Consider the following 14,181-nt stretch of genomic DNA (forward strand, 5'->3'; position numbering starts at 1 on the left):
CCGTTCCCGTTCCTGCTGCACCCATCACGCCGGTCGTCATCGTCCCCGACGCCCCGGCTCGTGCGGGCGCCCTCGCCGAGACGGGCGCAGACGCTGCGGCCCCGGCCACGCCGCCCGCCGCCATTCCGCAGCCGTTCGGCGAGCAGGCCATGGCTATTGCCTCAGATTCCGGCATGCCCCTCCCGCTGACCTCGGCGATCTTCCTGCCCGGCCGCGAGCAGCAGGCGGATGCCGCGACGACGCCAACCGGGACCGGTGCAGACGATTCCCCGTCAGATGCGGGTGCTGCCGAGCAACCGAAGTACATGTCGCGTCCGATGGCACCTACCCAGGACGACGTTCTCGACCAGCTCACCCTGGCCGAGAGGCTGGGGCTTCGTGCTCCCGGCGAAAAACCAGACCAGACCGGCGAACAGAATGTGGGACCCACCCGATGAGACTCGGACTGGTGCTCTCCGAAGCCGCCAACGGCCTGCGTCGCAATGCCTCGATGGTTGTCTCTGTCGTGCTCGTGACCTTCATCTCGCTGACCTTCGTCGGCGCTGCGATCCTGATGCAGATGCAGATCGGCCAGATGAAGAACTTCTGGTACGACCGCGCCCAGGTCGGAATCTACATGTGCACCGCGATCTCACCGGGGGAGACCTGCACCGGGGGAGAGGCGAGCCAGGGTCAGATCGACGCCGTCAAGGCCCAGCTCGAGTCGCCGACGCTCTCGCCGTTCGTGGACAAGTACTATTTCGAGACGCATGAACAGGCCTTCGAGAACTTCAAGAAGCAGTTCGCAGGCAACCCGGTCGCCGACTATGTGACTCCGGAGCAACTGAACCAGACCTTCTGGGTGAACCTCAAGGACCCGTCCCAATCGGATGTGCTCGTGGAGAGCCTGTCCGGCGTGGCCGGGGTCGAGAACGTCGCTGACCAGCGCAAGTACCTCGACCAGATCTTCTCCGTGCTCAATGCGGCGAGCTACACGGCGATCGGTATCGCCTCGCTCATGCTCGTGGCTGCAGCGTTGCTGATCGCCACCACCATCCGGCTGTCGGCCTTCTCGAGGCGGCGTGAGCTCGGCATCATGAGACTCGTCGGTGCATCGAACCGGTTCATCCAGACGCCGTTCATCCTCGAGGGCGTCTTTGCGGCGCTGCTGGGATCGCTTCTGGCAGGTGGTGCGGTCCTTGCCCTCGTGCAATGGTTCGTCCAGGGCTTCCTCGGTTCCCGGCTGACAGGCTTCTCGCTTGTGGGCATGCAGGATGCGCTCCTCGTCGTGCCGATCCTGCTGGTGGTCGGCGCGGTACTCGCGGCCTTCTCCGCCAACTTCGCCATCACCCGCTACCTGAAGGTCTAGCCGTTCGTCCGAACGGCTCGAGGCCGAGAGCTAGACTGGTGGGCTGGCCGGTACCGGTCTGCCCACCCACCGACGTTGAGGAGTAACCCGTGCCCAGGGAAATCGGCGAAAAGGTCGTCTCGACCAATCGCAAGGCACGCCACGACTACCTCATCGAGGAGACGTACGAGGCCGGAATGGTGCTCACCGGGACCGAGGTGAAATCCCTGCGCGCCGGCCGCGCCTCGCTCGTCGACGGCTATGCCTTCATCGAGGGCGGCGAAGCCTGGCTCGACGCCGTGCACATCCAGGAATACATGGCCGGTACCTGGACGAACCACCCGCCGCGGCGCAAGCGCAAACTGCTGCTGCACAAGCAGGAGATCATCAAGATCAGCCACAAGACCAAGGAGGGCGGCTACACGCTCGTTCCCCTGCGGATCTACTTCAGCAACGGCAAGGCCAAGGTCGAGATCGCCGTCGCCAAGGGCAAGAAGGAATACGACAAGCGCCAGACGCTCCGTGAGCGCCAGGACAAGCGCGAGTCCGACCGCGCGATGTCCGCGCGCAAGCACCTCGGCGACTGACACCCGGTTGAATCGCCCGCCCGTCGGACGAGCGGGCGACGGCATCCGCACGCGTCGATGCGGCGGATGCGGGGCGTTACGATGAAGGCAATGAGTACAGCCGACGCGGAATACAACGCCTTCGGCCCCTGGGTGGACGCGGTGCGGACACTGGATGAGGTCCCGCGGCTGTTTCGCGACTTCGGGTGCGATCCCACGTCGGAGCGCCTCGTGCTCAAGGTGCCGCGGAACATCCCGCGCAGGGACGCGGATCCGACCATGGACCTCTATGACCACCTGATCATCGCGGGGAGCGACGCCCTCACCGTGCTGAGCAGGACAGGTTCGGCATACGCCGGCTCGACTCTGCCCTACGACGCCGTCGTTGCCATCGAGGACAGCGTCGACCTCACCGACGGGCGCCTTCGGGTGTACTCCCGGGACGGCAGCGTGCTCCAGGTCGGCTACAACGGCTCCTCGCGCGAGGTCGTCAGCGGATTCGTCGACATGCTCCGTGACATGTCGCTGGGCTTGGGAGTGACGTTCGGCTCACACGACGCCGCAACGGCCGCTGCTTCGATGCTGACTTTCCCGGTCGGCCCCGCCATCGACCGGCGGCCCAATGCCGTCCTCAACTCTGCCGTATTCCGGGCAACCGACGCGGACCTGATGGCGGACTGGACGAATCTGCGGGATCGCGAGCCGGAACTCCACCTCTACGCCGCGCATCCGCGTGAGCGGGTTCGGGCGACCGGCGGCTTCATGGCGCGGGTGTTGAACCTGTTCCGTCCGACTGTGCTGCACGGCGCCATCGTCTGCGGGACCGACGCGGAGGTTCAAGTGCTGTCCCGTCGCGACTGGTTCGGTCTGGCCGATCGGTCCGAATTGTCGAGCTCCCGGCTGATCGTGTTCCTGGCGCGGTTGGAGTCGGTCACCGTGCAGCGGCATCCGCGTTACGCCGAGGCGAGTATCGTCACGGTCCGGTCTGGTGCTGCGCGCATCGATGTGATCGTTCCCGGCGACTCCGAGGCCGAGCGCGTCCTGCTGGCCGTCGCCCCGCATTCCGGCAGAAGTGTTGTAGACTGAAGGGCTGCACGATCAGTTCGAAAAGAACGAGTGCAGTATTGACAACTCAACAGCGTGTGACAGGACCCACTCATTCCGCCGCACGTCGGTGGCGCCGAACAATGGCGACGAGTGCTCATGGGGATGATCGGTTTCGACATTGCCTGCGCAATTGTGAGAAGCGGGTCGAGGATGCAGGGTTAACTCGTTAACGCTCCCTGCAAAACAATAAGTGCCAAAACAAACCGCACTGACTCTGCTTCTGCTTACGCCCTCGCGGCCTAAGTAAAGCAACTAGAGAGTCCGTCAGGCCGGGAATGCTCTCTACCCGGACCCTGACGTCATTTAGAGAGATTGCTCCTACTCTGAGCCGCGGGGTGTAGGGGGACTTAAACGAGGGCTGGGCTCGTCGGATTAGCTGACAGTGGCAAATTCCGGAGCCGAGTAGAACGACTTCACTGGATACACCCGTAGAAGGCATATGACCACAGCAGTGGACGGGGGTTCAATTCCCCCCATCTCCACCATCGGTTCCTGTCACACGCTCTTGAGTCCTCGAGTCTCGGACCGTCGGTCGTGAGCTCGTGACCCCTTGAGCCCGTGGGTCGAATCACCATAGTGTGATTCCCTACGACCACGACTCCAGGAGATGACATGTCCCTCGTCCGCGTGCACAACTTCTCGGTCTCCCTCGACGGCTTCGGCACCGGAGAAGGCCAGGAACTCGACGCTCCCTTCGGACACGCAGGCTCCCGGCTCCTGGAATGGGCGATCGCGACACGCACCTTCCGCGAGATGGGCCTTCACGGGGAGTCTGCGGCATCCTTCGGCGTCGACGATGCGTTCGCCAGCGCCTGGGGTCCCGGGATCGGCGTGGAGATCATGGGCCGCAACAAGTTCGGCCCGGTGCGTGGTCCCTGGGAGGACGAAGAGTGGAAGGGATGGTGGGGCGACAACCCGGTGTTCCACACCCCCGTGGTCGTGCTGACGCACCATCCCCGGCCGATGCTCGTGATGGACGGCGGAACAACCTTCCATTTCGTTGATTCCGACCCCGTCTCGGCGCTCGAACAGGCTCGCGCCCTGGTCGGCGACCGCGACGTCCGGGTCGGTGGCGGCGTCAGCACGGTTCGACAGTTCCTCGAGGCCGACCTGATTGATCACATGCATATCGTCCTCGTACCGATCGTCCTGGGCCGGGGCGAACGACTGTGGGACGGACTCGAAGGGCTCGAGCAACGCTTTGACATCGAGGCGACCCCTTCTCCGTCCGGAGTCGTCCATCTGGTCTTCACCCGTCGCACGGCTCGGTAGTCCGCCGCGCGCTTTCGGGGCATGATGACCTCGGACGAGGAGTCTCATGGCCGACACCGGACTGCGGAAATGGGCGCCAGGCGTCGCTACAGCGCTGGGCTATCGGCGCATCTGGCTGCTGCCCGATCTGCGCGCAGGGGCGATCCTGACCGCCCTGCTCATCCCGGTCGGCATCGGCTATGCCGAGGTCGCCGGCCTTCCGCCCGAGTCCGGCCTGTTCGCCACGATCGTTCCTCTTCTCGTCTACGCCGTCGTCGGGCCGTCCCGGATCCTGGTGCTCGCTCCCGACTCGGCTCTCGCGCCGATCATCGCCGCGGCCATCCTGCCGCTCGCCGCCGGGGACAGCGCCCGTGCCGTTGCCCTCGCCGGACTCCTGGGAATCATGGTCGGCGCGGTACTCATCCTGGGCGGATTGCTGCGCCTGGGGTTCGTGACCGACCTGCTTTCCAAGCCGCTCCGGGTCGGCTACCTCAACGCACTCGCGGTGATCGTCATTCTGTCGCAGATCCCGCCGCTCCTCGGATTCTCTCTCTCGTCGGCATCGCCGCTGCGAGATGCGATCGCCATCGTCACCGGCATCGTCGGCGGCCAGGTGAACCCGACCGCGATGCTGTTCGGGATCGGCTCACTGGGTGTCATCGTCGTCCTGGTCTGGACGAAGAGCCGGATCCCTGGGATCCTCGTCGCGGTCGTGGCCTCGATGGTGCTGACGTTCGCCCTCGGCCTCCACGACGGCCTCCCCGTCGTCGGCGCTCTCCCCGCCGGCCTTCCGGCACCCGCCCTCGCCGGCCTGCAGGGGGCAGATGTCGTCGGCCTGGCCCTTCCCGCGCTCGGGATGGCGCTCATCGCCTTCGCGGACACCGCGGTGCTCTCCCGCACCTTCGCCGCGCGCCGCGGGGACAACGTCGACGGCAGCCAGGAGATGGTGGCGGTCGGCGCTTCGAATCTGCTCGCCGGCCTGTTCGGCGGGTTCCCCATCTCGGCGTCGTCGTCGCGTACTGCCGCCGCTGAGAGCGCCGGGGCGCGCTCTCAACTCGCCGGAGTGGCCGGGGCTGTCCTCCTCGTTCTGTTCATGCTGCTCGCACCCGGCCTCACGGACTTCCTGCCATCCGCCACGATCGCGGCCGTCGTGATGGTCGCGGCGGCGGGGCTCGTCGACATCACGGGATTCGTCGCCCTCGTGCGGATGAGCAGGACCGATGCCTTCTTGTCCGTCGCTGCTTTCTTCGGCGTGCTCGTCGTCGGCGTGATCGAAGGGATCATCGTCGCGGTCGTCTTGTCGCTCGGCGAATTCGTCGGCCACGCCTGGCGGCCGTATCGTGCGGAGCTGGGTCGCATTCATGGCCTCCGGGGCTACCACGACCTGTCCCGGCACCCGGAAGGCGAGCGCCTGCCCGGAATCGTCATCGTGCGTTTCGACGCGCCGCTCTTCTTCGCCAATGGCGGGATCTTCGACGACTACGTCCGGGCGACCGTCAGCGCGGCCGGCGCCGACGTGCAAACCGTGATCCTGGCCGCGGAACCCATCACCGATATCGACACCACCGCCGTCGACGAACTGCTCGAACTGGATGAGTTCCTGCAGAAGCGCGGCGCCACCCTCGTTTTCGCGGAGATGAAGGGTCCCGTGAAAGACGTCCTGCGTCGATACGGCCTCGGCAAACGGTTCCCGCCCGAACGATTCGCCGACACCGTCGGCGCTGCCGTCGACGCGGCGACCGGGACGCTGCGGGGCGACCTCGACGGCACGCAGTGGGACCGTGACGCCTGACCTCGTGATGTCAGGGCATCAACGGCGGGCCTGGGCGAGGGTTCCGGTCACGGGGCCGGCGGGGTCGTCGATCAGGCACGAGACCAGGTGGCTGCCGGAGATCGTCCAGCCGTCCTCCGGCGGAACGAAGTAGTTGTAATCGAGCTGGGAGCCGTCATAGGCGCTGCCGGTGAAGGCCTCGAACCGGGTTCCGCAGCCGTCTTCGGCCGCCGCGACGACCGCGTCTTCGCCGGGATACGACTCCATCGGCAGGTCGAAGCCCGCGTAGACCTCGAAGGCGTGCACTTCGGCACACGGCACCAGCGTGACGGTGACAGCGGATGCCACATCGGCGTCCCCGACGTTGTCGAGGCAGTCCCCGACTACGACCTTTGACACCTCGATCGGCACGGCCGTGGCTGATGCGGCAAGCGAGGCGGCCCCGTCACTGGCCGAGGGGGCCAGACGGGCGACGGAGGCGCATCCGCTCACCGCAAGCGACAGGCCGAGGGCGAGTGCTGCTGTGGCCGCGGCTCGCGCGATGACGGCGCGCCGGGCAGAGAGGGGGGCAACCCGGACCGGCCCGGGGCGCGAGGGTGGCATCAGCCGTGAGGGGCCGTGCCGGCGGTGCCGGCCGCGGACGCACGGAGGACGTCGAGGGTCGCGGCGTGCAGCAGTCCGTTGGTGGCGAGGGAGCTGCCGTGCCAGGGTCCCTCGAGCCCGTCGGCCGAGGTGAAGGTGCCGCCGGCCTCCTGGACGATCGGGGCGAGCGCGGCCATGTCGTATGGCTTGAGGTCGAATTCGGCCACGATATCGAGCACGCCTTCGGCCAGGAGCATGTACGACCACATGTCGCCGTATGCCCGAGTGCGCCACACCGACCGGGAGAGGGCGACAAGCTCGTCGAGGTGGCCGGTCTGGTCCCACTGCTGGATGCTGTTGTAGCTCAGGGACGCGTCGGTGAGGGTCGGGACGCCGGAGACCTGGAGCCGGCGCGGGGCTGCGTCGGGGGTGCGCTCGTCGCTGGACCAGGCGCCGGCGCCGGCTCGCGCCCACCAGCGCTTGCCGAGGGCGGGGGAGCTCACCACTCCGACGACGGGGATACCGTCGACAGCGAGGGAGATCAGAGTTCCCCAGATCTGCACGCCGCGCAGGAAACCGGCGGTGCCGTCGATCGGGTCGATGATCCACTGGCGCACGGTCGAGCCGGCGGTGCCGTATTCCTCGCCGAGAATGCCGTCTTTCGGACGTCGTTCCGCGAGGAGGGCGCGGATGGCTCGTTCGACGGCCTGGTCGGCGTCCGTCACGGGGGTGCGGTCCGGCTTGGTCGTGACGACGAGGTCCATCGCGGTGAAGCGGTCGCGGGAGATGGCATCCGCGGCATCGGCGAGTTCGATGGCGAGGGCCAGGTCATCGTCGAGGCTGTAGGTCGAGGCCTCGTCGGAGGCACTGTTTCGGGGAGGAATTGTCGCGTCGGTCACACTCCCAAGGATAGTAATTTCCGCGCGACTCACCGGTGCGCGGCCTCGATTGGCGCCGGGGACGTTTCCGGTGTTATTCTCTAGAGTCGCTTCGGGTCGTCCCGGAGAAACAAATACGCACCTCTAGCTCAATTGGCAGAGCAACTGACTCTTAATCAGTGGGTTCCGGGTTCAAGTCCCGGGGGGTGCACCAAAAAGCCAGATTGACCGGCTGTTTTACTGGGTTCCATGTCATTTGGGATCACTTGGAGTCAGCTATTGTCACCTGAATAAGTGTGGAGTAACTGTGGACTTGTGCTAGGTCCACACAAATAGAAAAGCCTCTGACAACCAGCGTTGTCAGAGGCTTTTGTGGTTAAGTATGGACCTGTCGCGTGGAGACCTGGGGCTAAGTCCACACAAATAAAGCTGGCGACATCCGCGCCCGCAGGGCTCACGTTCCTACGATGGCGCTCACAAAACTCTTCGACCGAATTTCGCGCTCACCTTGCGCACATCACTCACCGAAACGTCCCGGCTTATGTAGCTGCGAATGGTTGTACTTAGCTGGCCATGCCCGAGGAGCTTCTGTGCGGCTTCCGGCCCAAACTCTGGGTGGTGGCCAACTTCCGATGCAATCGAGCGCCGCATGGAGTGGGTGCTCGCGAACTCGACCTCGGAACCCGCAAGGGCCGCTCGCATCGAACGACGCAGATTGGCGAGGTTGAGAGGTGCACCTGTGGCGGCATAGAAGATGAGCCCGCCGGTACCTGGTGTATCAACCCGACGGCGCAGAATCTCGATGGCGAAGTCATCCAGGACGACACGGCGGACATCTTTCGCCTTTGTGTAAGGCTGCACAAAATAGAAGCCGGGAATCTCATACTTACGGGCCCCGAGCTTCCTACCTCGCGGGCCCTGGATGGACACGGCCTGGTGAATCGTGATGACGGGAGGCTCTGCCGTCCAGTCGATGTCCTGCACTTGAATGGCGGCAACCTCAGACACTCGGGCACCGAGAGCAAGCTGCAGAGACAGGACGTCGATTAAGTCGGTGCTGCCTTTGCGGGAATTCGGGCCTGGACGCGACCGGTCTTTAGCAGCAATCAGGAGGTCGAACATCTGCTCGGCAGTATCGGGCGTGAGCGTCTCAGGGTCGGCTTTTTCTACTTTGGGGAGGTGTCCCGCTGCATTGACCGCGGTGTTAGAGGCCACGGCATCGTGACGAAGCGCCAAAGTCATTAGGTTGCCGGACACCGCCCGGATGAGTTTTGCTTCGGAGGGGGACTTCTTGTGCTCGTCAAGAATGAGCTTGGCAAACGTGCCCTGTGTTAGCTCGTGAAGGCGGCGTTGGCCGATAGCCGGCAGAATCTGGAAACGGGCGGTGCGCGTGTACCGAGTGACGGTTGCGGATGCCAAATCGGTGTCGTCCAGTTCCGCGATATACAGCTCGATGAGCTGGGCAACCGTTGACATCCGGCTCAGCGCAGGGGTACCGATGCTCGTGGGAGTCTTGACTCGAGCGTCCATCTTGCTCTTGAGGGCAGCCTTCGCTTTGGCTTCCGTATTGGAGGATGCCCGCACTTGCCTGCGCTCCCCGGTCGTTGGGTGTCGCTGCCAAGCTACGGCCCTCCATGCGCCCTCTGAGACCTGCTTGGCGCTGATGTTGCCGTAGGCGCCGAGCTCGAGAACCGGTCTGCCGGCCATTACATAGCTCCGAAGAACGCGACGATGGCATCAGCCGGCCAGCGAGTGGTCCGGCCGATGTGGAGGGGCTTGGGCATGCGACCGGCGACGACCCAGTTGCGTACAGTACCGACGCTAATCTTCGCGTAGGTCGCAACGTCGGTAGCGTCCCAGAGCGGAGCGTAAACGGTGACGGTTGGAGTGGCATTTGGCATGGCGTGTCTTTCAGTTCGGCGACCGAGGTGACAACCTCGATTCGCTATACGCATGCGCGGTAAAGAACAATTTAGCAACGCTAACGAAATGGCGTCCCATAACTCGGTGTCATCCGACGTCGAAACCGACTCACATTCCGAGCGGATGCAAATACCGGGATTTTGCATCGAGCCGACCCGTCGAACTGAGAGCACCGACTTTCTTCATGCCCTTGAGCAGATCGACTTCCGTCCGAGGGTCAATAACGATCAGTGATCGGCTCGGCGCAGGTGGCTCCCAATCAAGCGACTTCAGGATCGGGTGCACGAGGACCAGCTTCACACTGCCACCTGGCCATGGTTCCGCTGAAGGGACTACGCATCGAGGTGCGTAGAGCCTTTCCAGAGCGGACGCGGATTCGGCCCACTGCGACCAGGTCCCGCTCGACGAACCTTTCGCCAAAGCCCGAGCTTGGTACTCGGTGGCGACTTCACAGGCATAAGCAAAGCGATTCTGACGCAAGAGGTCGGCCCAAGAACCGCCCTCTACGATAGTTTCCGCACGACCGATCTCTCCGTATCCTTCAATGAAGGACGCCAGCAGCCCGCCGGTCGTCACACTCAGCCGCAGCTCTCCGTCGGTGGCTTCGCCGCAGGCCCAGAAAGTTTGATGCATCTTTTCGCTCATGCAGCCTACATGCGCGGCACCCGTCAGTACCGCACACGCTGCGGTACGAAAATGTCCGCGAGCTCACCGTCGGCTAGCCAATCCACCATCACTGTCAGGGCCAAGCTCGGCGGCGAGAGCGCCTGCCGCGGCTGCACCATGAGCTGAAGTGTCGGGTCTGAGTGAACATTCACAAGAGGCCACGCGCCGCCGGTCGCCAGACCGATCCGCCACAGGTTTTCGATTCCTGCTTCCGGATGCCAGCCGAGCTCTACGGCGATCGCCCGGCTTGAGCCGAGGCATTGCGCGAACCAGCTCGGGTATGGCTGGCCCGGTTCGCGAATCCTCTCCACGATCAGAAAATTCCAGCCGGTCCCGGTGCCCACCATTGAGACCAGACTTTCTAGAAATATCCAAGAGATCATTGGCGACCACCCGTCGCCTGACGAATTCTTCCATCTGTATTTCAGCGGTTCGGGCTCCTCCCAGAGGACCAACTCGAGGCTGAGGTCGAGGTCGAAAGTGCTGGGCATTGGAAGGGGCATATTGAACTCATGCGCGGGGTCGTCAATCTCCGAACTGTCCCGCGCATGTAGTTCGCATGAAACCCAAGATGCACGAGCTGATGGATGGACCCGGCCACTGGCGAGTGACCACGTTGAGTGGCACGGTCCACGAGTTTAAGACTGAGCCAAGCCTCTACTGGCGTCGGACGCCCGCGTCTGGGTCTTTCGATGCCGCTTACGATAACCGGTGGGCTCGGCTACGTCGGCTCGGTCGCGTAGAGGTTGGTGTTCGCGTCTCACTCGAAGTGAGCGACGGCTCTTATCTGTACGGTAACACCTGGCATAAGACGTCGACGGTCGTCTCCATCCAGCGACTGCCCGGATATTGTGACGTGTGCGGCAGCCGCCGTCCGCTGCGCCTGCCCTGCTGGCGCTGCGCGATTCAGCCGGACTGGTTCGAGGGTGACGACGGAGCGGACCCCCGCCGGGTCGCGCTCCGCCGACGCATCGAGCGCCGGCTCGGCCGGATCCGTTCGTGGCAGCACAACAGTTTGGCGGCTGTCAAAAAGTCCGCCTACAACGCCACCGATTGGCGCTGGTGGGTCGATGGGGTCAGGCCGCTCACCGCCGAGGATGTCGAACCGGCCTACTGCGAGAACTGCCGGAGCCTGCTCGTCGGCGCTGATACCTCGCCGAGCCTCGCCAACTGCACAATGTGCTCCATCAGCCCCGGCTGGGCGTTTCGCTCACACTATGAGGGTGAGAGCAACAAGCGGTACCCGGACGCCGCGCGTCTCCGTCGCCGCGTCCGCTGGGTCGAGTTCATCGCCCGCCTTCGCGGAGTCCCAGCATGGCAGCCACGCTCATAAGACGCCGGCAGATCAGCCATCCGTGGCGGGGTTCTGGCGGTATTTCTCATCGATCTCGGCTTGGGCTTCTTTGAGTGTGATCTCCCCGGTGAGGCGGCGACGGCACCGGCCGATATTGTCTTCGTTAGGTTCGTGGCCGGCGAGTCCGGCGGTCTTCTCGATCTCTACCAGGCGACAAATTGCGCGTATTGCGTACGGCTGACGCGTAGATTTGGCCCATGTTGGATATATCGCTCGTTAAAGAGGGGATCTTCGCGTCAGGTCAACTTTCGACGCGAATGATTATGGACGAGGCTGGCCCCACCGGTTTCATGGGCTCAGGGCAGGTCGAAGGGGACGCTGCCGGGACAGCGGACGCTGCCGAGACTGCGGACTACATTGTTGGATTGATACAGGCAGTGGGCGCAAATCTTCAGGCCGTTGGGGTCGGTCTCCAGAACTATCGGGAGACCAGATACCAACAGGACGGCGACATAAGCATGAGGATGCGCAATGAGGGCACCCCCTTCCCCAACGTTTCCAACTCAAAATACGACGAGCGGGAGCTTCGACTAGACGTGTATGAGCGGAGTTTGTATATATCGATGGGATCTGTGCTGGATTGCCTTGCCGGCGCTGTCATTGGAATCTCCGGACTGAATGTCAACATCCATCGGGCTGACTTTGGCCTGTTTCAGCCCATTGATGAGATCAATGCAAGTCCAACGAGCCCGAAGCTTCGGATCCTGTTCAAGTCCCTTCTCCTCAACAATGACGTCGGCAGGGCGGAACAGCTGAAGACAGTGCAAGCCTTCGGATCTGCCCTCGTGCAGAGTGGACCCACGGGCTGGACTGATTGGACCCTCGGAATGCGCAACATGTCAGTCCATCGCGAGCATCGCAACGAATTGATATCCATCGGTAGGGAACGGACAAAGCACACGGTGCACCGTCTCCCTGTAGCAAACCCTGGCCTTTCCAATCTGCAGGGAATCCGGCAGACGAGTGAGAGGCTCTCTGGCTACCATCTCACTGAAGACATTCAAACCACTCTGGACGGGATCGTCGGATCACTTAACGCTGCATCCGCCGCAACAATGGGTGCAATGGAAACTCTCTGGGAGAGGCGAAAGAGGGACCCAGCACTCATAAGTCAGCCGCTGGGCCAGTGGAAGCTAGCGCACCCGGTCATGACTTTCCGAGGCTATGCTCCAGGTTCCGTCAAAATCGACCCCGGACGACTCCAACTGATGATGAACCCGCTTGACGCCAGACGTTTGCAGGCTGGGGGCCTGATCCAGCACTGATGTTGAGTTCTTTCGCAGCCGCGCAGAAACACCTTCCACCTCCAACTGCTCGTGGCGCATAGCGCTCTTCGGTAGCGCGACTCCACGCAGTTGGTTGCAGTACTCTGCGGAAAAGGTAGAGGCTCGGGCTGGGGCATCGGGCGCGCGATTGATTGTCCCCGTCGCTGTCTAGGATGACGAGGATGCTGGGGGCGTCGCCTGTGCGTGCAAACGGGTCGACGCAGATTGATATTGCGTACTTCGGGACCGGTTTCAGAATCTTCCGGTTCGCGCCCTCGCAAACACATTCGGCGCCGAAGTCCGGCACCGCAAGTTTACGCTGTTGGGCTACCCGTGGCCACGCACGAACCTCCTACGCTGTCATCGTTGGACGTCGCGGTGACCAACACATTCGTCACGGCGCTCGGGTCCACGTCCGAGAATTTGAAGTCGTGAGCGCTTTGTCCGCCGAGGATCAGACCGTCCTGCACCACAACGGCCCCAGATTTCTTCGTTACCGCGACGTGCAGACTCGTCGGCCCGCGAACGTCAGTCACGTTCACGACCATCGCACCCGTGGACGCCGTCCACGCCCCGACCGCAAGAGAACAGTCGGGTGCCGGCAGTCGAGTCGTCGACTCGTCGCCCAGCAGGTAGCTGACAGCGGTTCCCGCATCGGAGCTCGTGACGATCGGGGCCCCAGAAGCCGCTGCGAGCACCGCACTCGTGCAGTCGACGTTGGCGGAGGAACCGAGCGCTGCAGCCACCGTCTGCATCAGCTGCAAACGGCTCATGCTCGCAGCTTTCGCCGTCGCGTCCACCGAGAAGCTGACGGTGGGACCCTCCGCGCAGGACGTGCCGAGCTTCGCTAAGACCGTCGCATACTCGGCCAGCTGGTCAGAGCCAGCGCCATCAGACTGCAGCAGGCTCGAAGCATCAAGGACTGCCGCATCCGACGAGGTTGCCGGTGCTGCCGGCGGTGGCGTGCTCGTCGAACAAGCGGAGAGAAGGAGGGAGGCAGTGACCACGAGGATGGCGACGGCACTTCGATTTGTGGTCATACGCATGATTTGAGCGTAGGTCTCGGAGGAGCTTCGCCACGAAATCGTTGGACCCCCAGCTTGGGGGCAATTGGTGGCAGGGTCAGACCGGCTGGGAGCAAGAGCCACCTCGCCACATGTCTCCGGTCATGACCATCACGCGCCTCGCGGACCCCAACGCCGGCCAGGTCGCCGACGCCGGGCAGCTCATCGGGGGTGATGGACGTGGAAGTGGCCGGCGCTCGGGACCCTAAACTCCAGTCTTTCGTGCACGCGTCGCCAGTTTGAAACACGCCGCGCATGTTACGGGCGGCGGAATCAGTATTCATATCCGCACCACCCAAACAGAGAGTACGTCCAATGACCTTCAACGAATCCCTCCACCCGCGTGACACCGGTCACGTCCCGCTGAGTGGTGGAGTTTCTCAACACCATGCGGGTCAGTTGTTCTAGCTTAGGCGGCGGCGAGTTC

The 14,181-nt window shown here is 63.6% G+C and carries 13 protein-coding genes, 1 tRNA gene, 1 other RNA gene and 1 pseudogene; 10 read left to right on the top strand and 6 right to left on the bottom strand.

What is annotated here, in order from left to right; all coding sequences use genetic code 11:
• From QN357_RS12905 to QN357_RS12935, 7 genes and pseudogenes are all read left to right on the top strand, one after another.
• A pseudogene (locus tag QN357_RS12905) lies at nt 1–437 on the top strand (hypothetical protein); the annotation flags it as partial.
• Entirely contained in the window at nt 434–1,348 is a 915-nt protein-coding gene (gene ftsX / locus QN357_RS12910; protein ID WP_134447301.1) for a permease-like cell division protein FtsX, read from the top strand. The pseudogene QN357_RS12905 and the gene ftsX, both read left to right, overlap by 4 nt.
• An 89-nt stretch (nt 1,349–1,437) precedes the next feature.
• Nucleotides 1,438–1,914: an SsrA-binding protein SmpB gene (gene smpB, locus QN357_RS12915; RefSeq protein ID WP_134447303.1), complete on the top strand. Its 477-nt coding sequence runs from the start codon at nt 1,438–1,440 to the stop codon at nt 1,912–1,914.
• 90 nt (nt 1,915–2,004) lie between these two features.
• Complete coding sequence (locus QN357_RS12920) at nt 2,005–2,979, top strand: hypothetical protein (protein ID WP_134447305.1); 975 nt, start codon at nt 2,005–2,007, stop codon at nt 2,977–2,979.
• A gap of 119 nt (nt 2,980–3,098) precedes the next feature.
• Nucleotides 3,099–3,485: a transfer-messenger RNA gene (gene ssrA / locus QN357_RS12925) on the top strand.
• Nucleotides 3,486–3,612: 127 nt separating this feature from the next.
• Nucleotides 3,613–4,272: a dihydrofolate reductase family protein gene (locus QN357_RS12930; protein WP_323504976.1), complete on the top strand. Its 660-nt coding sequence runs from the start codon at nt 3,613–3,615 to the stop codon at nt 4,270–4,272.
• A gap of 46 nt (nt 4,273–4,318) precedes the next feature.
• The gene (locus QN357_RS12935) at nt 4,319–6,043 is read left to right on the top strand and encodes a SulP family inorganic anion transporter (protein ID WP_134447308.1); all 1,725 of its coding nucleotides are present in this window, start codon (nt 4,319–4,321) and stop codon (nt 6,041–6,043) included.
• An 18-nt stretch (nt 6,044–6,061) separates the two neighbouring features.
• Here the strand turns inward: QN357_RS12935 and QN357_RS12940 are convergent, their stop codons facing one another.
• Together QN357_RS12940 and QN357_RS12945 are read right to left on the bottom strand one after the other, a co-directional pair.
• Nucleotides 6,062–6,625: a septum formation family protein gene (locus QN357_RS12940; protein ID WP_322140898.1), complete on the bottom strand. Its 564-nt coding sequence runs from the start codon at nt 6,623–6,625 to the stop codon at nt 6,062–6,064.
• Nucleotides 6,625–7,503: an inositol monophosphatase family protein gene (locus QN357_RS12945; protein WP_322140897.1), complete on the bottom strand. Its 879-nt coding sequence runs from the start codon at nt 7,501–7,503 to the stop codon at nt 6,625–6,627. Before QN357_RS12945 ends, QN357_RS12940 begins: the two co-directional genes overlap by 1 nt.
• Before the next feature lie 117 nt (nt 7,504–7,620).
• On the opposite strand from QN357_RS12945, the gene QN357_RS12950 reads away from it, so the two are divergent.
• Nucleotides 7,621–7,696, top strand: a tRNA-Lys gene (locus tag QN357_RS12950).
• 260 nt (nt 7,697–7,956) lie between these two features.
• Here QN357_RS12950 and QN357_RS12955 read toward each other — a convergent pair.
• The 3 genes from QN357_RS12955 to QN357_RS12965 all read right to left on the bottom strand — a co-directional run bounded on the left by QN357_RS12955 (nt 7,957) and on the right by QN357_RS12965 (nt 10,562).
• On the bottom strand, nt 7,957–9,066 hold the full coding sequence (locus QN357_RS12955) for a tyrosine-type recombinase/integrase (protein ID WP_322135494.1): 1,110 nt from the start codon (nt 9,064–9,066) through the stop codon (nt 7,957–7,959).
• A 447-nt stretch (nt 9,067–9,513) separates the two neighbouring features.
• Nucleotides 9,514–10,050 carry a hypothetical protein gene (locus QN357_RS12960; RefSeq protein WP_322135495.1) on the bottom strand — a complete coding sequence of 179 codons (537 nt, stop codon included), beginning with the start codon at nt 10,048–10,050 and terminating at the stop codon, nt 9,514–9,516.
• Between the two features lie 23 nt (nt 10,051–10,073).
• On the bottom strand, nt 10,074–10,562 hold the full coding sequence (locus tag QN357_RS12965; protein ID WP_322135496.1) for a hypothetical protein: 489 nt from the start codon (nt 10,560–10,562) through the stop codon (nt 10,074–10,076).
• Nucleotides 10,563–10,840: 278 nt separating this feature from the next.
• On the opposite strand from QN357_RS12965, the gene QN357_RS12970 reads away from it, so the two are divergent.
• Nucleotides 10,841–11,404 (top strand): hypothetical protein, encoded by a 564-nt coding sequence (locus tag QN357_RS12970; RefSeq protein ID WP_322137484.1) that lies wholly within the window; start codon nt 10,841–10,843, stop codon nt 11,402–11,404.
• Nucleotides 11,405–11,622: 218 nt separating this feature from the next.
• Complete coding sequence (locus QN357_RS12975; protein WP_322137483.1) at nt 11,623–12,690, top strand: hypothetical protein; 1,068 nt, start codon at nt 11,623–11,625, stop codon at nt 12,688–12,690.
• Nucleotides 12,691–13,004: 314 nt separating this feature from the next.
• On the opposite strand, the gene QN357_RS12980 is transcribed toward QN357_RS12975, so the two are convergent.
• Nucleotides 13,005–13,730, bottom strand: coding sequence for a hypothetical protein (locus QN357_RS12980; protein ID WP_322137482.1), 726 nt, complete (start codon nt 13,728–13,730; stop codon nt 13,005–13,007).
• Nucleotides 13,731–14,181 lie beyond the last annotated feature (451 nt).

Origin of the sequence: Cryobacterium sp. RTC2.1 (assembly GCF_035018685.1) — a bacterium.
In the GTDB taxonomy this organism is placed as follows: domain Bacteria; phylum Actinomycetota; class Actinomycetes; order Actinomycetales; family Microbacteriaceae; genus Cryobacterium; species Cryobacterium glucosi.